This window comes from Moraxella sp. CTOTU49097 (assembly GCF_032064105.1).
Lineage (GTDB): Bacteria > Pseudomonadota > Gammaproteobacteria > Pseudomonadales > Moraxellaceae > Faucicola > Faucicola osloensis_B.
The window spans coordinates 1-23,172 of sequence record NZ_DAMBOA010000001.1; the positions used below are offsets into that span (position 1 = coordinate 1).

35 protein-coding genes and 1 pseudogene are annotated in these 23,172 nt (G+C 45.4%); 3 read left to right on the forward strand and 33 right to left on the reverse strand.

Annotated elements, in window-relative coordinates; genetic code table 11:
* From RT064_RS00005 to RT064_RS00055, 11 genes and pseudogenes are all read right to left on the reverse strand, one after another.
* A pseudogene (locus RT064_RS00005) lies at positions 1–526 on the reverse strand (hypothetical protein); the annotation flags it as partial.
* 9 nt (positions 527–535) lie between these two features.
* On the reverse strand, positions 536–1,132 hold the full coding sequence (locus RT064_RS00010; RefSeq protein WP_313059933.1) for a hypothetical protein: 597 nt from the start codon (positions 1,130–1,132) through the stop codon (positions 536–538).
* The gene (locus RT064_RS00015; RefSeq protein ID WP_313059935.1) at positions 1,132–2,085 is read right to left on the reverse strand and encodes a hypothetical protein; all 954 of its coding nucleotides are present in this window, start codon (positions 2,083–2,085) and stop codon (positions 1,132–1,134) included. The genes RT064_RS00010 and RT064_RS00015 overlap by 1 nt, the downstream gene beginning before the upstream one ends.
* A gap of 10 nt (positions 2,086–2,095) precedes the next feature.
* Positions 2,096–2,338 (reverse strand): hypothetical protein, encoded by a 243-nt coding sequence (locus RT064_RS00020; RefSeq protein WP_313059937.1) that lies wholly within the window; start codon positions 2,336–2,338, stop codon positions 2,096–2,098.
* 170 nt (positions 2,339–2,508) lie between these two features.
* Complete coding sequence (locus RT064_RS00025; RefSeq protein WP_313059939.1) at positions 2,509–2,769, reverse strand: hypothetical protein; 261 nt, start codon at positions 2,767–2,769, stop codon at positions 2,509–2,511.
* A 12-nt stretch (positions 2,770–2,781) separates the two neighbouring features.
* A complete protein-coding gene (locus RT064_RS00030) occupies positions 2,782–3,393 on the reverse strand; it encodes a phage protein Gp37 (RefSeq protein WP_313059941.1) in 612 nt (203 codons plus the stop codon).
* 94 nt (positions 3,394–3,487) lie between these two features.
* Positions 3,488–3,922 carry a DUF1320 domain-containing protein gene (locus RT064_RS00035; protein ID WP_313059944.1) on the reverse strand — a complete coding sequence of 145 codons (435 nt, stop codon included), beginning with the start codon at positions 3,920–3,922 and terminating at the stop codon, positions 3,488–3,490.
* A 10-nt stretch (positions 3,923–3,932) separates the two neighbouring features.
* Entirely contained in the window at positions 3,933–4,850 is a 918-nt protein-coding gene (locus tag RT064_RS00040; protein ID WP_313059946.1) for a Mu-like prophage major head subunit gpT family protein, read from the reverse strand.
* A gap of 36 nt (positions 4,851–4,886) precedes the next feature.
* Positions 4,887–5,300 (reverse strand): hypothetical protein, encoded by a 414-nt coding sequence (locus RT064_RS00045; RefSeq protein ID WP_313059948.1) that lies wholly within the window; start codon positions 5,298–5,300, stop codon positions 4,887–4,889.
* A gap of 37 nt (positions 5,301–5,337) precedes the next feature.
* A complete protein-coding gene (locus tag RT064_RS00050; RefSeq protein WP_313059951.1) occupies positions 5,338–6,441 on the reverse strand; it encodes a phage protease in 1,104 nt (367 codons plus the stop codon).
* Between the two features lie 8 nt (positions 6,442–6,449).
* The gene (locus RT064_RS00055; protein WP_313059953.1) at positions 6,450–6,755 is read right to left on the reverse strand and encodes an Acb2/Tad1 domain-containing protein; all 306 of its coding nucleotides are present in this window, start codon (positions 6,753–6,755) and stop codon (positions 6,450–6,452) included.
* Positions 6,756–7,080: 325 nt separating this feature from the next.
* Between RT064_RS00055 and RT064_RS00060 the strand changes: the two genes are divergently transcribed.
* Positions 7,081–7,290: a hypothetical protein gene (locus RT064_RS00060; RefSeq protein WP_309595065.1), complete on the forward strand. Its 210-nt coding sequence runs from the start codon at positions 7,081–7,083 to the stop codon at positions 7,288–7,290.
* Between the two features lie 129 nt (positions 7,291–7,419).
* On the opposite strand, the gene RT064_RS00065 is transcribed toward RT064_RS00060, so the two are convergent.
* The 3 genes from RT064_RS00065 to RT064_RS00075 all read right to left on the reverse strand — a co-directional run bounded on the left by RT064_RS00065 (position 7,420) and on the right by RT064_RS00075 (position 10,965).
* Positions 7,420–7,896 (reverse strand): phage virion morphogenesis protein, encoded by a 477-nt coding sequence (locus RT064_RS00065; RefSeq protein ID WP_313059957.1) that lies wholly within the window; start codon positions 7,894–7,896, stop codon positions 7,420–7,422.
* 128 nt (positions 7,897–8,024) lie between these two features.
* Positions 8,025–9,329 (reverse strand): phage head morphogenesis protein, encoded by a 1,305-nt coding sequence (locus RT064_RS00070; protein ID WP_313059960.1) that lies wholly within the window; start codon positions 9,327–9,329, stop codon positions 8,025–8,027.
* Positions 9,322–10,965, reverse strand: coding sequence for a DUF935 domain-containing protein (locus tag RT064_RS00075; protein WP_313059962.1), 1,644 nt, complete (start codon positions 10,963–10,965; stop codon positions 9,322–9,324). The genes RT064_RS00070 and RT064_RS00075 overlap by 8 nt, the downstream gene beginning before the upstream one ends.
* A gap of 145 nt (positions 10,966–11,110) precedes the next feature.
* Between RT064_RS00075 and RT064_RS00080 the strand changes: the two genes are divergently transcribed.
* The gene (locus RT064_RS00080) at positions 11,111–11,404 is read left to right on the forward strand and encodes a hypothetical protein (RefSeq protein ID WP_313059964.1); all 294 of its coding nucleotides are present in this window, start codon (positions 11,111–11,113) and stop codon (positions 11,402–11,404) included.
* Here the strand turns inward: RT064_RS00080 and RT064_RS00085 are convergent.
* The gene (locus RT064_RS00085; RefSeq protein ID WP_313059966.1) at positions 11,401–11,586 is read right to left on the reverse strand and encodes a hypothetical protein; all 186 of its coding nucleotides are present in this window, start codon (positions 11,584–11,586) and stop codon (positions 11,401–11,403) included. The two genes, RT064_RS00080 and RT064_RS00085, sit on opposite strands and share 4 nt — an antisense overlap.
* 11 nt (positions 11,587–11,597) lie before the next feature.
* Between RT064_RS00085 and RT064_RS00090 the strand changes: the two genes are divergently transcribed.
* Entirely contained in the window at positions 11,598–11,933 is a 336-nt protein-coding gene (locus RT064_RS00090; RefSeq protein WP_313059967.1) for a hypothetical protein, read from the forward strand.
* On the opposite strand, the gene RT064_RS00095 is transcribed toward RT064_RS00090, so the two are convergent.
* The 18 genes from RT064_RS00095 to RT064_RS00180 all read right to left on the reverse strand — a co-directional run bounded on the left by RT064_RS00095 (position 11,934) and on the right by RT064_RS00180 (position 22,997).
* Positions 11,934–13,490: a hypothetical protein gene (locus RT064_RS00095; protein WP_313059968.1), complete on the reverse strand. Its 1,557-nt coding sequence runs from the start codon at positions 13,488–13,490 to the stop codon at positions 11,934–11,936.
* On the reverse strand, positions 13,490–14,044 hold the full coding sequence (locus RT064_RS00100; protein ID WP_313059973.1) for a DUF3486 family protein: 555 nt from the start codon (positions 14,042–14,044) through the stop codon (positions 13,490–13,492). Before RT064_RS00100 ends, RT064_RS00095 begins: the two co-directional genes overlap by 1 nt.
* A gap of 99 nt (positions 14,045–14,143) precedes the next feature.
* Positions 14,144–14,458 (reverse strand): hypothetical protein, encoded by a 315-nt coding sequence (locus tag RT064_RS00105; RefSeq protein WP_313059976.1) that lies wholly within the window; start codon positions 14,456–14,458, stop codon positions 14,144–14,146.
* Position 14,459: 1 nt separating this feature from the next.
* Entirely contained in the window at positions 14,460–14,792 is a 333-nt protein-coding gene (locus RT064_RS00110) for a hypothetical protein (protein WP_313059979.1), read from the reverse strand.
* Complete coding sequence (locus RT064_RS00115; protein ID WP_313059981.1) at positions 14,789–14,986, reverse strand: TraR/DksA C4-type zinc finger protein; 198 nt, start codon at positions 14,984–14,986, stop codon at positions 14,789–14,791. The genes RT064_RS00110 and RT064_RS00115 overlap by 4 nt, the downstream gene beginning before the upstream one ends.
* Complete coding sequence (locus tag RT064_RS00120; protein WP_313059983.1) at positions 14,979–15,206, reverse strand: DUF7940 domain-containing protein; 228 nt, start codon at positions 15,204–15,206, stop codon at positions 14,979–14,981. The genes RT064_RS00115 and RT064_RS00120 overlap by 8 nt, the downstream gene beginning before the upstream one ends.
* A gap of 19 nt (positions 15,207–15,225) precedes the next feature.
* On the reverse strand, positions 15,226–15,684 hold the full coding sequence (locus tag RT064_RS00125) for a M15 family metallopeptidase (RefSeq protein ID WP_313059986.1): 459 nt from the start codon (positions 15,682–15,684) through the stop codon (positions 15,226–15,228).
* A gap of 150 nt (positions 15,685–15,834) precedes the next feature.
* A complete protein-coding gene (locus tag RT064_RS00130) occupies positions 15,835–16,233 on the reverse strand; it encodes a Mor transcription activator family protein (protein ID WP_313059987.1) in 399 nt (132 codons plus the stop codon).
* Positions 16,234–16,265: 32 nt separating this feature from the next.
* Positions 16,266–16,697, reverse strand: a complete 432-nt coding sequence (locus RT064_RS00135) for a gp16 family protein (RefSeq protein WP_313059990.1) — start codon at positions 16,695–16,697, stop codon at positions 16,266–16,268.
* A gap of 74 nt (positions 16,698–16,771) precedes the next feature.
* Complete coding sequence (locus tag RT064_RS00140) at positions 16,772–17,089, reverse strand: HU family DNA-binding protein (RefSeq protein WP_313059992.1); 318 nt, start codon at positions 17,087–17,089, stop codon at positions 16,772–16,774.
* A gap of 15 nt (positions 17,090–17,104) precedes the next feature.
* The gene (locus RT064_RS00145; protein WP_313059995.1) at positions 17,105–17,620 is read right to left on the reverse strand and encodes a host-nuclease inhibitor Gam family protein; all 516 of its coding nucleotides are present in this window, start codon (positions 17,618–17,620) and stop codon (positions 17,105–17,107) included.
* A gap of 14 nt (positions 17,621–17,634) precedes the next feature.
* Positions 17,635–18,198, reverse strand: a complete 564-nt coding sequence (locus tag RT064_RS00150; protein ID WP_313059997.1) for a hypothetical protein — start codon at positions 18,196–18,198, stop codon at positions 17,635–17,637.
* Positions 18,195–18,560: a LysR family transcriptional regulator gene (locus RT064_RS00155; RefSeq protein WP_313059998.1), complete on the reverse strand. Its 366-nt coding sequence runs from the start codon at positions 18,558–18,560 to the stop codon at positions 18,195–18,197. The genes RT064_RS00150 and RT064_RS00155 overlap by 4 nt, the downstream gene beginning before the upstream one ends.
* Complete coding sequence (locus tag RT064_RS00160) at positions 18,548–18,916, reverse strand: hypothetical protein (RefSeq protein WP_313060000.1); 369 nt, start codon at positions 18,914–18,916, stop codon at positions 18,548–18,550. The genes RT064_RS00155 and RT064_RS00160 overlap by 13 nt, the downstream gene beginning before the upstream one ends.
* Entirely contained in the window at positions 18,909–19,571 is a 663-nt protein-coding gene (locus RT064_RS00165; protein ID WP_313060002.1) for a hypothetical protein, read from the reverse strand. Before RT064_RS00165 ends, RT064_RS00160 begins: the two co-directional genes overlap by 8 nt.
* Positions 19,572–19,637: 66 nt before the next feature.
* Positions 19,638–20,420 carry an AAA family ATPase gene (locus RT064_RS00170; RefSeq protein WP_313060006.1) on the reverse strand — a complete coding sequence of 261 codons (783 nt, stop codon included), beginning with the start codon at positions 20,418–20,420 and terminating at the stop codon, positions 19,638–19,640.
* Between the two features lie 70 nt (positions 20,421–20,490).
* Positions 20,491–22,683, reverse strand: coding sequence for a transposase family protein (locus RT064_RS00175; RefSeq protein WP_313060007.1), 2,193 nt, complete (start codon positions 22,681–22,683; stop codon positions 20,491–20,493).
* Positions 22,680–22,997 (reverse strand): helix-turn-helix domain-containing protein, encoded by a 318-nt coding sequence (locus RT064_RS00180; protein ID WP_313060009.1) that lies wholly within the window; start codon positions 22,995–22,997, stop codon positions 22,680–22,682. The genes RT064_RS00175 and RT064_RS00180 overlap by 4 nt, the downstream gene beginning before the upstream one ends.
* Positions 22,998–23,172 lie beyond the last annotated feature (175 nt).

The window sequence follows — 23,172 nt, forward strand, 5'->3', positions numbered from 1 at the left end:
CTTGTGTAAACTTATGTCGTTTATTGGGGTTTACACAAAATATTTTACAGTCTCCTTGGTAGGTGCTAATCAGGCGTACAATCGCAGGGTCATCTTGTGCGTCCAAGCCAATTACTGCCACGCCCTTGTTGAGCGCTTGCTCAATGCGTGTGCGAGTCAAACGCTTATCGGCTGTGACCACAGGCAGATTTGGCAATTTGATGCCATTAAATGGCACGGCAGGGTCTAGCTCTGCTGAGATAGCAGCGGCGACACCAGCGGCAATCTCTGGCTCAAAGCCTGTCGCACCGTGGTAGCAGACAGTAACCACACGATATGAGGCTTTAACTTTGGCAAATTGTGCAAACGTCGTCGCTTGGTCGATGTCGCTAAATGGTACGATTAAAATAGCATCGTGCTGTTCAGTCGCCGAGCTGACAAAGTCAAGATGCTCAACCCATGCGTTGGCAGTCGCTTCATCGGTGATGGGGTAGGACAGAGCGATGATGCTGTGTCCAAGGGGTTGTAATATGGTTTGGATAGTCACTAATTTCTCCTATTTTAGAATCATCGTGTCAAACAAAAAACGGTTAGCAGTACCCATGCCGATTTTGACTAGCTGGGTTTTGGGTGGTAATTGGTGTAATACATGCTCGGTGCCGTATCGCTCACGTTGATAGCGACAGCAAAGTTGGTCATTGTTGATATACGCAAAAATCACATCAGAATTGGCAGTGTTAAAAGCGCGTTTATCATCTAAAGACACACGCGGATTTTGGACATTTGGAAAGTCGGTGATGGTTTGAGATTGGCTCACCGTATCGTACCAGTACAGTTTTGCGATACCACCTGACACATACGCCAAAACTGGTCGCATATTTTGGTCAAATGTTAAGTCAAGCTCGGTGATGTTGGGCGCTGCTAACAGCGTTTTTGCGGTGTCTTTTGGCAAGTCACTACGTTGGATGTAGATAGCCTTGCCATCCGACCATGCGCGCCATGTATGCGAGACTAGACCTTGGCTGGTGTCGGATAAACCAACACTGCCTAATTCCCAAGATTCGGTAATTGGGTAGGCTTTGTTACGGGGTGATAGTAGGCTGTCGTTGTCCGTTGACTCAACGATTGCAAGGTCAATGGCTTGTGGCAACATTACAACGCACCCTCATAGCGACCCCATGAAAACTCAATAGGGATGGATAATGTTTGGGTTGCAGTTTTTGTGATTGGGCTGTCATCAGCAACTGAACCGAAGCGAACTTGCCATGTACCAATAAAAGGCAGGGAAACTAACATACTGCGAATTGCAAAATTAGCAACGCTAATAGAAAGAGATAGTGTAACCACTCGTTTATAACTGCCTAAAACATAAGGCGATAATGTCTTAGCATTTGACATCGAACCACCACCAGTAGGTGCTGATGTGACCGCCGCTAAGTCACCCGTAGCCAATTGGAGTGATAAAGAATTAATAGTACCCATTGCATCAAGGTTAAGATTGGCAAACGAACTTGTTCCCACATGAGCAGGTCTTGTTTTATAATTATAAGCAACACTGCCACCCACACCATCTAATAAGTTGAAAGTACCCGTCTTATCCGTTAAATCAAAGATTCGCCAAACCTTATAATAAATATCAAGCTGTTCGCCACTTAGCACAGTGATTGTGGTTGGATTGCCATTGCTGTCTTTAATCAAAGCGCGTGTATTTAACGAATAGTTAGTGTTGCTAGAAAAACGGCTTGCTAAACCCACTTCTGTGATATTTGCATTATCTAAGCCTTTAATCGAGTATTTGCACTGACGACTTGTTTTATATAAGTTACCATCTCTAACGACATCATAATCTTTTTTATCATCTACCCCCGCCAAAATTGCGTATCCGACAGCGTTATCAAGTTTGGTTTGTGTAACTTTTGGTATGCTATTACCTGTCCCAACTACACAAGCACTATTAAAAGAGTAGGTTGTATCATCACTGCCAAAATAGTCCAACCCTTGGTCTAAAATCAAATTTTTTTGATAACCGGTGTCTAGCTTAACACTGCCATCTGCACGTTTTACCACGCAGCGAAATTCACCTGCCATACCCATATTTGCTTGCATAAAAATGTCCTTAAACTGTTTTTAATGTGATATCTAGGGGCTTAACTGTTGGTTGATACGCATCACCATCGACACTGTTACTAACCACCACCCGTTTTAACGTGATATCTAACGGTTTCACTGTTGGTTGATACGCATCATCATTAATATTTACCGTGCTTACGATTGATTTAAGCGTGATATCTAACGGCTTGATTGTCGGCTGATAAGCGTCTTTATCGTCAATCGGTTTATTTAGCACAATATCCCGCATGGTGATATCTAACGGCTTGATTGTCGGCTGATAAGCGTCTTCAGCATAGCCTTGCTTTAAAATATCTTTAAGCGTGATGTCTAGTGGCTTAACTGTCGGCTGATAAGCGTCTTCTTTTTCAATTAATGTCGGATATGGACGGCTGGCATACAGAGTATGGACAGGCTCAGCTACTTTCCCAACCCTTCAACATTGACCCCCTGCGAGAGTTGCACCATCGCATCAATCATGCGACCAGCTTCACTATTTAATCCGAATTTACTATTAGCAGTGGTCTTGTCATAAATGGCAACTGGTGTTGTAATTGGCGATGGCGGCACATCATTAGTGACAATCACAATTTTATGATTTTGACCTACCAATCCAGTGCGCTGCGTGTTGGTATTAATCTCAGTATAAGTACCTGGGGTGCGGACTTTTCCAATGCTCATCACATTATCCTTCTAAGTTAAGTTGTTGATATCACGGGCTATCGCTTGATAGCCCTGTGCTTCATCCAAGATATAATCTATCGCCACCACATCTAGCCACGGCTCATCTGTTTCATCTGCCGCGCTCGATGTCGTTGCCGTCACAATCCAGTCATACGCTAGGACGCTGACGGTTTCGTTTTGGGTGCGAGTGTTAAATAGGGTAGTGATTGATCCATCTTCTAGCGGTTCAATTGGTAGCCCCAGTCGACTACGCTCTAACGCTTGCTCTACATCGCTAATAAGCTGATAACTCCCCACAGATAGCATTTTGCCAGTTTTATCAAATGCCCCTTGCCGCGCCGTCTCCTCCACCCGTTGTGAGCTTGCACCCACTAGCACAGTAAATACATACTCACGAGCCTTGCGGCGGTTGGTGGTTTTGACTGGGGGTTTGGCTTGCTTGAATGTCACCCAAATAGCAGGGAACTGACTGACGACTTGGGCAAACTCATCAGGATTTTGCATATCAAAGTCGCCACCATAGGATTTAATCTGACGCACGTTATGACCGTGTACGTCATAATAAGCCTTAATCGTGTCTTTGATACCTTGCTCAATCGCTGTGAGAATAGGCGTAGCCATTACCAACCTCCTGAGAGGCGTTTAGAAAACGTCTGGGGGACGTTTTTAGCCTCGCAAGAGCCAAGCTGCGCTTGGCTGACCCAATACCGATTAGTCACCAACCACTACCTCCGAATACCGTATTGCGACCATTGGTCATCTGTGCCAAATTAGTCGCTGCTACAGCATTGGTTGCAGTGGTGCTTGCCCCAATACCGATTTTGCCATCATTGACCTGTTTAAGGTTGCCAACCGCCAGTTGATAACGTTTTTCGTCACGCTCACTGACACGACTTGCCCCTAGCACCACATGATAGCGAGCGATGTCGCACGCCATCATCTGAACAAAAGGTGATTGCAAAACCGTGGGTACGCTCATTTGCTTAGCAAGATACGCATCTACTTCCGCATTGGCACTGTCAATTGCTGCTTGCAGTTTGATTTCATTGATTTGTCCCGTGTAGGGTGGTTCGTTGTCCGTGATTTCGGTCAAGTCTTGCACTCCAAAACGGGTAATCATGGCAGCGATGGTGGCGTAGGTAGTGGTCATGGGCTACTCGTTACGCTGAGCCTGTTGATTTATAAGCCAACTGCCAGAATGAGTAGCCAGCACCATAACGCGCTTCGATACCAAATTTATAGACACCACGGCTGAATACATCTGGGCTATTGATATCGGTCTGCTGCACAAACACTAGCTTTTTACGCTCTTGGATGATAAGTGGTTTGACAGGCATATGCTGGTCAAGTAAGTACCAAGCTTTGTCATCCTCAAGGTCATCTAACACGACCAGTTCAGCCGTACCTTTGTAGATGTTGATGCTGTTATCATCAAACTTGTCCGCAGTGAGCAGCGTTTTAGCCACGTCTTCTTGAGCAGGGGGCACGACAAGCACAGTTGGGCGTACTTTTAAGCCACGACCATCTTCATCTTTTAGGCTACGCATGGCGGTACGGGCTTTACCATAGCTAGCTTCCGCTGCCGCACGACTGGCAACAGATAATTTAGCTGTACCGAGGTTACTGGCTTTGCCAGCTTTACCGTTAACAGTCACAGGGTGATCAGAACTAAAGAAAGGCTTACCGTCATAGCACAGGTTGGTATCACCATCGTTGAGTAGGGCAGCGACCATTTCATCAGGTAACTGTGCACCTGACCAAGTGGCTTGTTGCACCATGTTTGAGTATTGACCGATATTGTCATCTTCGATGTCATCACGCAGTACTTCAACGGTGGATTCATACGATTTGTTGGGGATGGTATAGCCTTGGGCTTCGAGTTTATGGATGACTTTGTCACCAATCCACTCACGCATTTTGGGAAATTTACCCAGCCATGCATAAGTGTTTTGGGCAGAACCAGATGACACTTTCATCGCCAGTTTTTGCCATTGGGTTTCGGTTTCTTTGAATGCCGTGTTAAAGGTCATGTTCAAACCAGCGGCAATGGCTTGTAGATTTTCACGAGTTAGTTGCATAAATTTATTCTCTTAGAGTATGTCAATATTTACGAATTAAGCCATCACACCCGTCGGTGTACCCATCACTTCTACCCAAACGTGTGTGCCACCATCCAGCCCCATCATCGTACCTGCAATGAGTTTACCTTGCGTGGCTTTACCCACTGTACCATCGCCTGTGATAGCCACAGGCTTACCGATATCTGCTTGAGTCAGCGGAGCAGCGGCATCATTGGCGAGCATAAAGTGACGGTTACGCGTCACCGCGATATAAGCCGCACCGTCTGCGCCTTGCGTGTTGTCAACATCATGCTCAGCACGACCAAAAAACAGTTTGGCAGTCGCATCATGGGCAGGCACAGCAAAGCCTTTTGAGTTGGTGGCGACCATTTGGCTTTCAGTGATAGCGACAGCAGCAGCCACCAACATGGGGATGCGAATACCGTCACGGTAAGGGGTCTGTTTCATGATTTTTCCTTAAAAAGTTATGAGAGGGGATGACTGTTTACGCCATTGAACTTGCTAGGTCTTTGGCATCAACACCCAATTGTGCCGCTACCAGTTTGACATCAGCAGTCAAGGCAACTGTTGTGGTGGCAGTTGAGACTGGTTTACCTGCGGTTTGGCTTTGGGTCAGTGCAGCGATTTTTGGTTGGCGGCTTAAATAGTCTTTAAAACCTTGTAGGTCTTTTTGGGCATACAGCATTGCCCACGACTCTTGAGCAGGGAGTAATTGACCATTAGATAACGCTTCAGCCACTAGCTCTTCGGCAGGGTCTTTTTGATTACCTTGCAATTCTGCGATTTTTTCATTGAGAGCGCTGACGACTTCAATGGGTACATACTTGGCTGGGTCAGGCTCTTTTTGTTCCAACGTAGCAGGGATAGGCTCACCCACTTTGGCAATTTCAGCTGATAGGCTTGCCAGTAGTTTGCCGTCATCAAGCATCAAGCCTTTTGCTGTTGCTTTGCTTTTGATGTCTGCAAAGTTTTGATTGAGCGCGGCAATCGCTTGCTCTTCGGTTGTGGTCTCAGCTAAGCCAAGACTGGCTAAAATTAAAGCTAACAATGGATTCATGCTGTTTTCCTGTTGTTGAGGTTTGGTTTGTGGAATGGTGATAGCTGCGGTCAGGAGTGCAGGCTTTAATTCATCAAGGATAGATAATGCAGGGTCATTGGTAATCGCCACACTATGTAGTCCTAGCACTACGCCAGCTTTGTTGTACAAAACCACAGGCGACTTAAAGCGGTATTCGCCATTGTCGATGTAGTCTTTGGCTTTAGCAGTGAACTCATAGTTATTGCTACACAAGCCCACACCATCGACATACAAAAAACTACCAGCCTTTAGCCAACCTGCCGCAGGCGCAGGCTGACCATTTTCTTTTGACAAGATAGTTTGGTGTTCATAATCAATCACCAAATCTTTGGCAGATTGATTAAGCGATGCCGCCAATGCCATGCCATTATCTTTTTTCATAATCCAAGCAGGCGCGTCAAATGGTCTACCGTCTTTGGCTTTGATCGCATCACCTTCAGGGAAAATCAAAAAATGATTGGCTGGCACACCTGTTTGGCTTAGGGCAAGGGATAAGGCGGATAGTTTCATTTTCAATCTTAAAAACCTTCTGGTTGAGCAATTGCACGAACTAAGTGCATTATTCCAGTTTGCAATTCTGATTTAGCCAAAGCTGCAAACCGTTGTGGTTCGGCACGACATAAACGGTCATATTCATCTTGATTAGTGACTTCAATACACTGCTCAACGATGCAACATTGACTACGTTGATTATCAATATGATTCTTGACTTCGCTAACCAATTCACCCAATTCATTACCTTTGGCTTTGACTTTGTTCATCAAGTCAATTTCATATTGACTTAAGTCACGATAGCCTTTGATTTTCTTATGCTGATTTTCCATACGATTTTTCCATCATGGTTGATGTAGCAATCATGACAAAAACATAAAAGTGAAATTAGGTGGCAAGTTTCCGAGTTTTAAAAAGTATTCGATAAAATCCGATGAATGGTTATTGCATTATATATTCATGTATATATAATTATATTCATGTATATAAACACTACCAACGAGGCACTTATGTGTGAATGTGACCTAATTAACTATCACGATAACCAATCAAAGTCATTAACACAGGCAGATACAATGAAACCAAGATTTTTACAAGGCACTGGGCGCCCACGTGCTATTATTAACCCACCAAGCCAACCAATGACAGGAGGTAAGTATGCCGATAACCGAGGCGCAACATCGTGCGACAGGCAACTATCGCAAGAAGACAATAAAAAAGGAGGTGGTGATTAACCCAGATACCCACCCAAAGGAAGCAGACTTCGTCGAAAACAAAAAATTCGATGGGTCGTTTAATGCACTTATGATAAAATTAATCGGTCAGCATATCGACCAATTAGACAATGACAACTCACCCAAAAAATAACTAAAAATCTATTTCGCTTTATAACGCCTTTACAGGCGTTTTTTATGTCTATAGTACAAAGACATAACCGCGCTATTAAAATAAAATCTAACGTCTGCCTAACGGGGTTTAAATGGATATTTGATAGCGTTAGCCAAAGCTACCTGCCAAATAACCATTGACCACCTCACGCACTGCTAAAAATCCGTCATGACTGATATCACCATTTTTATCTATTGGGATAAAAGGACGCGCAGGGATATCCCCCCACGGTATGGGGGATTTAGCAGTATGCCCATATTGACCCATCTTAGCCCCAAATTGATGGGTTGGGGCATACACAAGGTTTGTTCCTATGGTTGCAGTATCATTGGTATGAGTAGCTTTGATACTGCGTTTGAGTTCGCCAGTATCTTGTAATATCGCACCTGCACCGCCACGACGTCTAGCAATGGTTAAAGGCGATAACCCAGCCCACGCAGGACGCCCCCCAAGCTGGAAATTCATCATGGTTTCAGATAGTAGCGCACGGCTAATGTCTTCCATCAGTGGGGCAGTATGGGTCAGGTGATTGGCGGCATTGTGTAATACTCGCTCAAGTTCGCTGGTGTCAAGATTGATGGTCATATCATGCCTTGATTTTGTTAATAATAAGCCATACAATGCAAGTATGGCATTGTGTACTCAATAGGAAGGAGCTCGGTTAAGCTTGTCTTATCCGTGTAATGTGCGGTTCGAGTCCCACCCAATGCCACCTAATTTGTCGTCATTAACGCGTAATGACTGCCATTTTCGATATTCTCTATCGTATCTACCGTGATTGTCCGTATCACATTGCCTGTAAATTTCTGTTTTTCATTAAAGACATTGTGACCTTTGATGTTTTCATTCAAGCGCATGACTAACCGATATTTTGAGTTTGGCACATCAAAGATGAACACAGGATAATTTTTTTTGTTATCCCAATACAGGGCATATTTGCCTGTCAAATTCTCGACAATATTTTCTACCCAGTCTTGGCTATGGGTTTTATGCCCACGAGCCAGATGATGCAGACTAATACGGTCATGCAAGGTAATCACCGCTGTTTGTAGTTCAAAGTTTTTTTCACTTGCCAAAGCCTCAATGAATACACTGGGAATCACCCCTACATGACGAAATTCACCTTTGGCATATTTGGCATCAACGCCTTGCACCCATGTTTTTACTTCTTGATTAACTTGAGTTTTTATACGTGGCTGTGCCAGTGCTTGGCTCACCACACGACTGGCAAATTTTGGCTCTGCCAATATTGCCTTATCAAATAGCGTCTGCATGGGCAGTATCTTTGGTGCGTGATTAAAGCCCACATCTGTTTTAAACACCGCCCCATTATCCAGCTCAAACAGTGTCCGCTGGGCTTCCTTGCCATTGGGAAGTTCTACCACTTGGGTAGATAGCTTGCCCTCACTTTTGCTCACTTTGTAGCCGTAGCGGTCAATCTGTCCCTGTGTCAGCTCCACGATAGTACAGCGACAGTTATAGCCGTTTGGTGGGCTGATAGATGACCATGCAGGGTCAGATTTTTCCATGACCTTGCCATGCAAGGCTTTATGCGTTGGACGAGTGCGGTTATCCATGATAGCGGAATACATCACATAGCCGAATGGATCATCGTCACGGTCATTAAAGATAACTTGTTGTCGCCCTGCCTCATACGCCGCTGCCACATTGGTGCGATAGATGGTCTCAAGGCGGTGCTGTCCACCTGTGACGACTTTTTTGGCATTGCCTTGAGCATCCACATTGATTTGTCCATCGTACCAGCCAGATTTTGCCAGTACTTTATCAATATCCTTTGCCCACGCCTTATAGCCCTTACCCTCTTGCATGGCATCAATGATGCTACGCTGTACAGTGGTTGCCAAATCCACATCCACCATCTTAGCCACGACAAAGGCACGGTCATGGGCGTTGTCCAGCAAATCAGTATATGCCCAGCTGGCTTTTGGGAATTTTTGCTCAAGGTAGCGGATAGCATCTTGTGGCGGTGATTTAAAATCAAATCCAGTTTTAGGCATTGCTACCTCTAGCAGTCAATTGGTCATCTATGCCCATTGCGGTGCTGATAGCAATCATCTGGGTAAGCGATGCTAACAGCTCTGGATTATCTGGCATATTGTCAGATAGATACCCCAAGGCTTCTTCAAAACTATCAAAGCCTTGCAGTTTTTCGACCATACCAGCCGTTAGACGCTGCCCAATTTGCCCCAGCATATCGTTAGATAGCACAGCGTCAAGCCCAGTTTCTAACGCCATACGTTGGCTTTCTGCGGTAGTTTCGGCAGGGATAGCCGTATCAGTCGCTTGATTTAGCATGGCAATCGCTGGCAGTTGAGCGGTGAGTGGTGCTTGGTTGGTTGGTTGGTTGGCTTGCGCCATTGACAATACAGGCTCATCACCGCTGACCATTGGAATGCCAAGGCGTTTATGCGCCCAAGGGGCAGGTATTTGCATACCAATACTGACCAGTTTTGGCAGGGCTTCAGAATACACCCCGATATCTTCCGTTTCTGCCAAGTCAAAAACAAACTTCGGATAGCGACGTGGCGATACATTCGGATAGTTAATCCGCATCAATGCCCCAATCACGTCACGACTGATACTACTAGCAAGCTGTTTGGCATCACTGTCACGGATTTCTAAGCGTGTTTCCTCATGTACTTTGCCAAGGGCATTAGTTGATGACTTGCCATCTGCCTGTGATGTTAACGTACCGCCTAAGATGGCTTTAGACTGCGACATCTCACACCATTTAATCATATCCATGAATGGGTCACTGCTACCCTTAGCAGCCTCTTTAAAATCAATCATCATGCCTTGTGGAATTATCCCTGCTGCACGGTGTCCGATTTCCATCACTGCCCTGAGTAAGGTCAATTTCTCCCCATCCGTTGCCCCAGCAGGATAAGTACCCAAGCGTAGCGGAAGCCCATAAATCTCAAGAAATTCTGCCAAATCACGCACACTGTAGTTTTTAAACACATACGACCATACCAACGCTCGGTGTAGTCCACCACGCACCAAGTAGCCCGATTTGGCTTTGTGGGTATGCACCAGCCACGCATTTTCCCAGAGCGGCTCATCATCACCTAAGCCATTACCCGCCAAGAGCAGCTCACGTTGATTAAATGGGTCAATGATAAACCGCTGCGGCACGTGCCACTGCATGTCATTAATTAGCCATACGTTACCTTCACGCACCCAGTGTAGCTCATGACAGCTAAACCCTTTACCGATGGCATCTAGGCTATCTGTGATAATGTCTTCAAAGTTTTCGATAATACCCATTAACTCACTGATAACTTCGGTATATTTTTGCTCATTGGCATCGGCATTTTTTGGGGCTTTGATTGACCAGTCCAGCTTGGCAACTGTGCGTTTACGCTTGCTCATCTCAGCGAGCAGGTGCAAGTCACGCTCTTCCATGTCTTCAAATAGGGCAAGCATGGCATTCATGTTTCCCGCTTCAGCTTGAGTGAGTAGGGCATGGACTTTAAGCGGGGTGAGTCCGATGGCAGGGTGTTCAAACTCTGCACCGTATGCGGTCATGCTGCGGTTTTCGGTTTGGCTTTGGGTGAGTTGGTCTTTGTTAAAGAGTTTGGGGATGTTTTTTAGAGCAGCAATGGCGTTAAGGGGTTGGTTGTACCATGACATAGGGTAGTCCTCAAGATTTTAACTTTGAGTGTATGCCTTGTTACGGGTAGATGCGATGTGGCGTAATTCCGATTTTTTTATAGCGTTAGAATTTAATTTATTTTATTCTAACGCTTATAACTCAACATAAATTAAGGATGGTACTATGAGTAAATTTCAAGTCGCCCATATAAGAGAACAAGGACAAAATATGATTATTGTTTTTGTTGATAAGAAAGTAGGCTCAATGACTAGTAGCGATAGAGCTGAAATCATGGCTGCTCTACAATCTTGTGCTACCAGCGCAGGACTTGCAGGAAATGTTGTATTAGTTTGGCAGACAAACTCTGGACGAATGGAATTTTGTGCACCACAGCGTTGGCATCCATTTTTTAAATCCCTTAGTTATGAATACCTTGCTTCAAATGTCAATAAAGAACTGACTTGCAATAGCATTTAATGTATTTTAGCTAACGATAACAATCTAACTTGTTCTTGCGTCAAAGCAATGTTACCTACGACCTTAATTAGATTGGCTTGGTGATTTTTATAATTGCCATGCCCACATAAACCTGTGCCAACTGCATAAACAGATCTGCCATTTTCAATATTTGGTAAAACTAGTTTTTTTAAGTTAGCCATGAGAACTCCTTATGAAAAAAATTGCCTTGATTTTACTTTCAATTTTGCCTTTGATCGCCATAGCCAAACCTTATACACAGACCTACAAAGGCGGTACTATGCACACTTTTAAAAGTGATGATGGTCAAGTATTGCTAACCAACCGTATCACTGAAGACAAAAAACCAGACTGGCACACTTCTGAAGCTGAGAAATTCAAATACGTCAAAACAGAAACAATTCCCGATAGAACTGAAACCATGCCCAAGTATGGGAAAAAATGTACTGCCAATAAACTAGCCCCTATCTGTCATGGTAATACTTGTTACTGGGGTTATGTTAGAAGACCAGAAGGTAGTTGTGACTAATCAACAAAACCCCTGCATACCACCCATATGCCAATCATCAAAAATATCCTTCATCTTGCCAGATAACTCACTTGCGGTAGGTACGGGCGTCCATGCCATCGTTGCCATTGGCATGGTACTGGCGTAATCGCATAGCAAATGCGCAATGCCTGAGTCACCATGCCTTTTGTTACTACCATCTTCCGACTTGGTACGCTGCTCAGGGATTTTTGCCACCCCTTTGACCTTACGAAACAGCAAGTGGTCATCACGAATATCTTTGTTGGCTGGCATATTTTCAATCATGCCATCTTCAAGACTGGCTTTAAAGTGTGGCGTATGCTCACGGTACCACCCTTCAGACAGCATCACCGCCTCGACACGCTCACCCCACTTGATTTGCATCTGCTCCGCCAGATAACCACCGTTACCCGTGGCATCATGCGCACCTTTGGCAAAACGTGGTAGTTTGTCTGTCACGTGCGACAAGATTTGCTTTTGCTGATTATACGGAACTTTAATCATTTCAAGCACAAACGGACAGTAACGCTTTAGGTTCAGCCGTTGACCTTGTACCCACATTGATGACGCATCGCGCTTACGGGCAAAATCTAGCCCATAAAAATGCGTATCTTGCGGTTGCAAGCCCACTAGCAGCGGTTCAACCGTTGCTTTTAGCCAAGTCTCTACCTCTGTAGTGCGTGCTTCTTCTGTCCACGTATCAAAGCCTTTGGGTGCAGTAAAGGTCACAACTTGCGACTGCTCATCCGCCAATTTCTCAAGTAGGGCGGTGGATAGCCAACGCCCAGAGCCTTGGGATGGGATAACATCAAGCTCCTCGTCGGCATCATCGCCATAGAAGTCATAGACTTCCTTGACCCACTTGGCTTCCTCATCCGCATCGTACTCGATACCACGCCGCAGACAAACGCGCTTGTACAGCCCATCTTTGACAGCTTCATGAAAGTCGCAGCGAAACACCGAGCCTTTACGCTTGCCACTACGAATCTCATTGATAAGTTCGTTAAACAGGTTCTCATCACCATTGTGGGTTGAGATAATACGAACCTTACCGCCCCAAATCAGTAATGCCAGTGCCGCCTTGATTAAGCCAGCAAGGTCTTCATGGAATGCTGCCTCATCGATGACCACCACGCCTTGCTTACCACGCAAGTTAGATGGGCGACTAGATAGGGCAGTGATACGATGCTTTGAATTAGGAAAGCGAATGGTAAAGGTTTTAATTTGCTTGTCTTCATCTTCCCATAATCCTTCTTCGATTTCGCTTGCCACGTAATCAAACGAGCGTGCCCACATCGCACAGGCTTCGATGAACTCCATTGTCATGTCTTGGTTATAGCCGACATAATAGACGTTTTGCCCACCACTTTTTTTATCACTGGCAGCGATTAGCACATCATCGGCAGCCTCTGCCCACGTCAGACCAATACGACGAGACTTCTCAGCGACTTTAAGCTGGCTTTTATCCGCCACCCATGCCTGCTGATACGGCAATAGCACCGCAGGTGCAACGATACTGGCGGTGCTATCTAGTAGTGGTGGATTTTTACTTGGCATTATTCCGCAATCCCCAAAATCTCTTTTCTAATCATCTGGACGGTATCACCCGATAATCCACCTTTTGACACGATATTTTCTACCGCATCTGCTGCCTTTTGCGCCTTGTCACGTACTTCAACCTGCCATTTTTTCTGATTGACGGACGCCGTGGTGACATTGGCAATGCCTTTACCTGCTTGACCAAACAGCTTGATACGGTCAGCAGGACTCATGGCGTTTTCATCATCTTCAACCACGGATTGAAAATCAACGAGCGCGTTAAACAGTTCAGTCTGTACCAACGACAACACCGCCTGACTACGCACATCCGCGTCATCAGGTGCTTGCTCGGCTATCATCATTGCCGCTTGTGTTGACGCTTGGACAGCCGCTAATTTGCGCTCTACCTTTTGTCCATAGCGATGAATTGACGACTTGCTAATCTCATAACCTTGCTCACGTAGCCATGTTTCAAGGTCAACATAGCCATTAAAGCCATTATCAAACAGCTTATCATCTAACAGTTTCTTGATATCTGGTGGCAATCTATCAATCGCGCTTTCACGTCCCATGTTTACCCCCTATCGCCACAAGGCTACAGCAGTCACATAACCAATCACAAAGCCAACAATGCCGCCAAGCAATACACCCACACCAAGCATTTCCATGATTTAGCCCACCCAATACTTAGCAGGACGAGCGATACCGCTTGGGCAATCACTGGTATATTCGACCACATCGACACCATCAGCCGTCAGGCAGCCATGCCAATGACCAGAGGGTTGACGTTGCACCTCAATCATGCCTTTTTGCTCCAAATAACCCATCTGAGTATGTAGCTCATTAGCGGTGGCGTCAGGATAAATTTCACGCATCACATCAAGCAGCAAAGTATCCAAAGCTCCGATAGGACGGGCTTTATCAAGGGCGTTAATTAAATGCCAGCGCATACCTGCACGCCGAGTTTTCAGCAAATCTACACTCATGTTATTTCTCTTTAGCAAATTGGGTTAAGGTTGTCTGTACGGCATCAATCTTGGCTTCAACAACCGTAAATGAACGAATAAAATCTTCTTTGGCAACATATTCGCGGGGCAATTCAGCTTTTAGTTTTAAGATTTCACGGTCAAGCTGGCGGATGGCTTCAGATTCTTTGCTCATCTGGTCGCCCATTTTTGATAGTTCAGTCTTTAGCCCGTCATCACGGTCTTTAAGCGATGTTTCTATTCGCCCAAAAAATGCTTTACCCGCCCCAAATATTGAGCCAACAATGGTGATAGCGAGCATTATCGCTTGGTATGCTTCAAGGCTAAATGTCATCGTTTTTCCTCTAGGGCAGTTTGGCATTTGATACAGCGTACTGCCCACGGTACCGCTTGTTTGCGCTTTTCGCCGATAGGTTCGCCACAGTCGATACACTCAGTATCATCTGTGGCGTTGTGATGGGTTTTAGCGATTTGACTATCTAGCCAGCGCTGTGCCTCATCATTGGCGCGGTCGATGATGTCAGTCATGATAGGTATCAAACCCTACTGGCGGTTTTTGTTTAACAAATCGCAATACCAAGCCACAGATAGCCACAATCGCAATGAGATATTTTTGGATAGTCGGTGGTAACATCGCCACCACTTCAGGGGGCAGTGGTACGGTCGCCAAAAAGACAATAATCATAAATGCCCAGTTACTAAACCACTTCCAGCCAGTTTGCCACTTTGGTACGAGTTCAAATTTCATCTTTCACCAATCAGAATTATCAAATTTCAAAGTGGGGGCTATCAGACTCACCACGTTCACGCGGCTTACCATTATTGTTCCAATCCGCTCCCCAACGTACAGGTACACCTAATTCTTTAGCAGCCTGTAGCATTGCTTGAGCAATCAAATCAAACTTCTTCAGGTCATTCCAATCTACAGGGTAAGGCACTAAATCAACTGCCTTACCCTCACAGTGCTTGCTAGCGAATGGGTTATTCAGCCAAGTGACTTTAGCGGCACTTGGATTTGCGTATTTAGCTGGCACACCCTTTGCGCTACATTGTGCGGCAGTTCGCCCTTTCCCATAGTTAATCATGCACTGCTCTTTGGAGCGCACGCCCTCAAGCACCATAAAATCGACCTGTGAGATTTCAATCGCGCGTTTTACCACGGCAACCAATTTGTCATCGACACCTGCCAAGCGGCTCAAACTGCGTTTAGATAATTGATAAGACATAAGTACCCTTTCGTCATTTTTTGCTTATCATAGGCATTTGGCAGTGTTGGCAATACGTGGCACAGTTCCGATTTTCTGATTGCCAAATTTTAGGCATAAAAAAAACCGTTAGACGGATTCACTTCTAACGGCTTTGATGGTGATAATTGATTAATCAAACAGCCTAAACTGACTTCTAGCATAGACCGCATTAGCTCTATCTCTAATATCTTTTTCGATGATTTTGCGGATGGTTCGCACGTGCAGGGCAAACTTAGTTGCAAGGCGATTGGGACATTCACCAGATTTTGCCAACGCAATGATTTGCTGATTGCGTTTGACTATTTCTGCTTTTTTGTTGAGGGGTACATTGAGTACTTGACCATGCCAATAGCGGCATAGACGTTTTGCCGTATCAATGCCCAGTGACCCAATCAGTTTATGGTCATTTTTTAGGTTGTCGACATGGGGAATATAAAGTTCAGTACCACCAAACTCAGACACGATTATTTGAGCCGCCTCAATCCCGACTATCATAGCAATGTTTTCATAGGTGGTGGTGACTGACATAGATGCCTCTTGATTATCATAAACCGTTAGAATTACTGAAGTTTTGTTGATTGACGCTTTTTATTATACGCTAAAGCCGCAACAATACCACGCAATTCATCACCATTGCAGAAGCGCAAATCTTCTTTGTTATACATCTTTTTTGCCATACCTTTGGCATACACCCAAGGGTAGCCACCATCAGCAAGTAATGCACCAATTTTATCCAGCATTGGCTGATTGTGGTTGACGACATCAGGCTGTGGCTCTTTGGGTGTAACGGTGAAACCTTTGGATTTTAGCGTGTCGAGTAGTTTGCGTAGTTCTGGCATGGTGCAGTCTTTAGACGATGTTTTGCCCACGGCGTTTTGCAGTACTTCACGATAAGTACTGTCATCAAGTGCCAGCTCATTTTTGGCGACATGAATTAGAGTAATGAGCTTACCACGCTCAATCTGGGCTTTGGTTTTGGGTTTTGCTGCCATAACTTTTCCTTATTTTTGTTACAAAAAAGGCGTGTCACCAACGCAACACGCCTTTGGTTAGCGGTAGATTGTGATTAGTTCACAGCATCTTTTAACGCTTTACCTGCCTTGAAAATTGGGGCTTTTTTGGCAGGTATTTGGATGGCTTCGCCTGTAGCAGGGTTACGCCCTTTCTTTGCCTTACGTTCGGTGACTTTGAATGTGCCAAAGCCTACCATTGTCACTTCATCACCATTTACAAGGGCTTCAATGATGCCCACTTCTACAGCTTGTAGGGCAGCAGTCGCCTGTACCTTGGTTAAGCCAGCATCAGTGGCGATTTTTGCGATTAATTGAGACTTATTCATAACATTTTCCTTTTTGGGTTTAGTAAGTGACTTGGAAGCCGCCAAGCCGTCGGGTTTTAATTATTTAACGTCAACTTCAAACGGCTTGATTTCAAAAAACTCTTGACCGCTTTTGATAGTCACACCTGCCACATCCTTTACTGCTAGCGGGTCAGCCAAAATAGCTTCTTTATTCACCTCTTCTTTGACGCGGATAAACTGGGTCAAACCCTTTTCTTTCAGGCTTGCAATCACATCTTCGATTTTGCGTAGGCTCACACTCGGTGGGCTAAACCGCCAAGAGACTTCCCCCGTGATTAGGTTTGCCGTTTTTAGCCCTTTTTCTAGGATTTTGCTACGATTGGCAGCGCACCAGATTTCTACTGCACCCGTCATCTGCTCAATTTCTTGCTTTAGCCCATTGATAGATTCCGTGTAGCCGTTGGTAATGGCTGCCACTTCGTCATTCATCTTGGCTTGCAGACGGATGACTTCGCGGTTTTTGTCGCCGATATGACGGATAAAGTCTTGTACTTGCTCAAGGCTTTGACATGCGATGATAGTGGCGACTGCTTTGATTTTTGCTTTTTTAGCCATTTGGCTGCTCCTTGTTAGTAGTTGGATTTGATACGTTCATAAGTTTCATCTAGCGATTCCCCAGGGTCTCGTGCTTGGTTGACGATATCCCAAGTTTCTTGCTGGGTACGCCCAGCAAATACAGGCTTTTTCACCCCGTTAAATGCCACTGTCTCGCCATGCGCTGCACTGGCATTGGTCGTCTTGGCTGGCGCATCTTTGCGTGGATCAAACTGCCGCATCACGGCATACAGCCAGTTATGGTTTTTCAGCGGTAAGCTCAAGCGACCTTCATCACGGGCTTTAATCGCTTGCTCAATCGCCCACACCCACGCAGAGATTGGGGTGTCAAACGTGTGGCGATCAAATGTTACTTTTCCAGCTTTTACTACTGGGTTTAGCTCAGCCAATAGCTTGGCAACACGGTCAAAACTCAAGTCACGACCCACCGAGCGGAATAGTCCAAGATACTGGATAATGGGCGTTTTTAGTTCTGGTGGTACATCAAACGCTTGCAAAAACGCATCCCCGCCTTTGTTAGCCATGACAAGGCTATCAAGCGAGTGGGTCGCACCACAGTTTGGGCATTTAGTTTTCATCTATCCCCCTTCGGACAACTAGCTTTTGGACAGTAATGACATTTCTGACACGCTTGCCAGTGCCGCAGCTTAGCAGGGTGATGCGTTGGCGCATCCCCGTTTGTATGGTCGATACAATATTGACGGCTCACTGTTTCCCCAACGTATGGGCATAGCACTTGCTTGCGGTACTCAATGTACGCATCACGGATTTTGTCAGTCTTGCCCACATAGTTGCCACTGATAGCCAGTGACAGACTAGGGCGGGCATAGCCGATTTTTTCAGCAATGAGCGTCAGGCTACAGCCGTCTTGCTCCGCTTCTTCTTTTACCGCCTCTTGCCAGTTTTCCACGGTCACGGGGCTGATTCTTAAAGCACACATACCAACAGTCCCCCACAGCTAATCACCAAGCAAACCACCACAACTTCAAGCCAGCGCAAACGATTCATCACATGACGCATCTGAAATTCAAGCTTCATGATGTCGCTATCAAGCACTTCTTGATTGCGGTATAAGGATTCGTTAGTCATACGCTGTTTGCGTAGCCAGTCATCAATCGACTTACCATCCTTCGGCACACGTTTTTTGGGTGCTTGCAGGTGTGGAAATTCACCATCTTCATCGGTTGGCACTGGGTAGATGGCACAAGGTTTTATGGGCTTGTCATCAATTCTTTTCGTGTCGCCCACACACTGAACCATTATTGGAGTGGTATTTGGAGTTAACGTATTAGTCATGGTCAGTTTCCTTTTGATTTTGTGGTTTTGGGTCATACACGATGATGCCTAGATTTTGGTCAAATACTTTTTTACCACGCAGGATTTGTGGTGGTTTAGCCCCTGTATCTTCGACTAGTCGGTAGGTTGTAAACTCATTAGCATTCACACTCACAGGTTGTAGATAACCAGCAATCATCAATAGACGCAGATAAGTGACAATTGCCCCAAGCTGATCAGCGCGTCCAATGACGGCGTTGATTTGACGAGCATTAAATGTCTTTTGAATGCGCATGGCACGCCAAGCCGCTTCATTGAGCTGCTGTGGTACATATTCACCATGTCGATTGACTCTAGGCGGCTCTTGCCCTGTATCTTTGATAAGCACAAAGGTCGGTATGGATTTTTTCCAAACCCCTTTGTTTTTTTGTACATAACCCGTGGCTACCCAGCCATTGATGAGATATTCAATTTGCTTGATGGTAAAAGGCAGCGTCAGCACCACATCTTGCACACTTAGCTCTTTACCTGTGCGCAGCAAATCCCAGACTTGTTCACGCATGTTGCGGACGGGTGCAGATGGCTTGAAGTCAAATGCAGGATTACGCTGCCATTGTTGTTTGATATCACGACGAGATGTACGTGATTTTTTGATGGTTTGATTTTGCTCCAACATAGCTACTCCAACGCTTGAAGTCAGCTCAGTATCGTTTCTAGTACAGCAACAACACATAACTACCTCCTAAAATGACCGTGGTTTTGGCGACTCGCCCGTGATAAAGCCATTTGGTAATAGACGACGCAAATCTTCCATCACCACACTACGTTGCCCATTTTCTAAGGCACGTTGCGCTAGCATCTCAAGATTGGTACACACACGGCGAGTCGAGCCGCGCACTGCGCCAACAAGTTCAGCCAGCACATTTTCATCAATCGCCACTTTTGGGCTATACACTTGTGCCAGTAGCACCGCGTCCGCCACGCTAGCAGGTTGCGCTTGCACCCAATTCAAGACGCGCCCGTGGAATCGCTCCCATCGCTCAAGCTTACGTGGTAGCATTTCTTCACCAATGATGATGATTGTGCCTTGACTAGACTCATAAATATCCCGAATCATCTCAACCTTGCCACTGGCAGTAGCTAGGTGGTCAAACTCATCTACGATGAGCGGCTTACCACTTTTTGCCAGTTCATCGGCGATTAGCTGTAGCATCCCAGTCGCTGTACCAACGGGTGCGATATTCATCTCACGCAGTACCTTTTCAAGAAATGACTTCTTGGTATCGATACTTGACGCTTGCACATAGTAGGCACGGGTATGTGTCGCAACGAAACTCGCTGCCACTGACTTGCCAAAGCCACTAGGCGCATAAAACACACAGATACCGGGCAAGTTATGATGACGGTCAGTGGTGCGAGCGATGGCATCATGCAGTACTGCTACATTGGTCACTTGAGCAATCCCACCCACCGCTTGCACATGCGTCTGGGGAGCAGAATTGACATTTTTTGCATTTTCTTTCATAATAAAAATTCCTATGTGATTTCGATGTTAGATTGCAACTAACATTTAAATGTTATTTCCATCATCACGCCTATTTCGATAGGCGTTTTGCTATTTCCTCCTCTCGTTCAAGTTGCTCTAAGTGCGCTTCATGTTGCGCCATCTTAATTCGCCAAGTTTTTGACAAAGCGAATAACTCATGAAAATCAAAATCGTTAGAATCCAGCGTTTCACCTGCCGTTTTGCGTTTATCTAACGCAAGCCATCGCTCAAACCGCTCATCATCCGTTTCATTCATGATTTTCATATCAGGCACATCATTGACGGCACTGGTCATCATTGGCTTTGGCATTGAGATTACTTCCACCGCTTCAGCTTCGATAGTTTTATTCAAGGTTGCAAACGCTTTATCAATCTGCTCTTGAGGTAGTCGCATGGTATCGATATGCTCAAGCACACGGCTTGGCGACATCGTTTCAAGGATTTCATTGCGCTTGACATCATTGCGTTTAAGCTGACCCAATGCCCGTTTCTCATGCGCCTGTTCGATGACAGGTTGAGCAAAGTAAGCCCGCGTATTGGCTTCAAATTTCGCTACAGCGAGCAGTCGACCACTCACATCACGCACCCACACTTGGCTGGCGTCATGAATGTCATACCCCACATGCACTGTCTCACCGTGATACTGCTCAAGGTCGCGGCTGAAGTACACATGGCTAAACATCTTAATTTCACCGCGCAGTACCTTGCGCTCAATATATGGACGAAATAAATCGACCATATCCGCCTCATGCACTTGTACCAGTGGCTTGCCTAGATTGACCATCATTGTCAATTTTTCATCCCATACTTGTTGCGGTGTCAAATGCTCCTTGCGACCTGTCAACTTGTTATGGCGTCTTGGATGCGCATTATGCGGACGGTTGTTATACCGCTGCATTTCGTCATGGCATAGGGTCATAAAATCATCCCAAGCCAGTAGTAGCTTAGATTCGCCAAAGGTTGCAATATCTTTACGCGTTTTCTTAAACACTTTTTGCTTGGCTTCCTTATCCATGTCCACGCCGATATAGGTTGGCAACCGCTTCGCTGCCTGTATCCAAATTGACTGGTGCGAGCGTTCCACGATACCCTTTGCTTGACTGTTATAAGGCAATGAGTGGGTTAAGGTTGAGCCAAGTCTATCCATCAAGCCCGACCCATCACGGCTCATCATTGCGTTTTTATAGCCACTACCATTGTCGACATAAAACAGCGCCATTACCCCATTGGTACACACAGCCGTCCGAATCGCATCCAATACTGCCAAGCCACTTTCAGCCAAATCAATCGAAAATCCGACCAACTTACGACTAGCCACATCAATAATGGCGGTAATCTCTGGGCGAAATGGTCGACCCGATATGGGATGAGCCACTTCGGCATCGAAAGTATGACCATCGGCGGTATACACGTCAGTGGGGAACAGCTCAGACGTATCACGGCGAATAAACGGCTGGATATTTTTAAGCTCACGCGCCCCCATGCGTCCACGTTCCAATTCGACATTGCCCACATGGGTACGCAAAAAATAACTAGCCTGTGCATAAGTCGGCACATTTTCACCGCCCATCACATTTACCAATTCACGCATGACCATCGACAGGCTAGGCTTAGTCGGCTGCCCCCATAGTTTGAGCAAGGTCGCACCCCACACTGGCATGGTCACATCACGATGCTTAGGGGCAAGTACTGCTACTAGACTGTTATCACCTGCATTTTCAGCGAGTTTTAGCCAGTTAAACAGCGTGGCGCGGCTTACTTTGGCATTGCCATCTTTACCGGCTTTCGCATTGGCACGGCGCACGGTATCAGCAAGGGTCGCGGTTAGCTGACCGTTTTTGCTATCCGTGGCAAATTTTTCCACAGCTTTGGTTTTGCCCAGTAGGTCAGCCAAATCTAAGACATGGCGCACGATAGCAAGGCGAGCGGTACCGCAATCACGCTGCCAGTCTGCCAATAGGGTAGGGTTGAGGGCTTCCACAGTGGCGACGGGTTTATTTTCAATGGTCGCAGGAAGCTCAACGCTATCCGCCATGTGCTTAATTTGAATACTTTTAGCTACTTCTATATACTCAGTTGGCAATCGATAAGCCTTAGAAACACCACCTTTACCAACATTTCCTTTAACTTCAATATATTCCCAATCTTCTTTCTTAGCTTTATAATCTAAAGCTTGCCTTGAGTTTGGAAAGTCTGGAATATTCAAAGCCAGTATTTCTTGTAAAGTTAAATACTTTTTCATGACATCAACTCGGCGACTGTGGTATATTTAGCTGCATAACGTGGACGCACACGGTTGCCTTTAACATCCCAACGAGTAGGAAAAATATACTGTACGGGAATATTTAAAAAAGTAGCCAACGCAATTTCGCCTTTGGTATATGGTTTTTTAAAAGCTACGCTAACAGCAGAGCGACCAAGACCAGCATTCAGCGAAATTTGCTCAAGTGTAGAGCCTTGTTTCTCAATCAATGCCTTGATATCAGCAGGATGATAGCTACCATCTGGCTTTTTAGTTAAGCCTTTTAATAATGGATAATCATCAAATAAAGCCATTGTAAAAACCTTAAATCAGCTTCGGCTGATTTTTTAAAATAGGGTAATGTTAGAATTAATTAACCTTGTTTCTAACATTATAGTAAGCAAAAAAGTATGTGTAAATACTTTTTTGCTTACTAAATTGAAAAATAAATACTATTCTATTTATGTATATGATTTTAAAAGATAATTA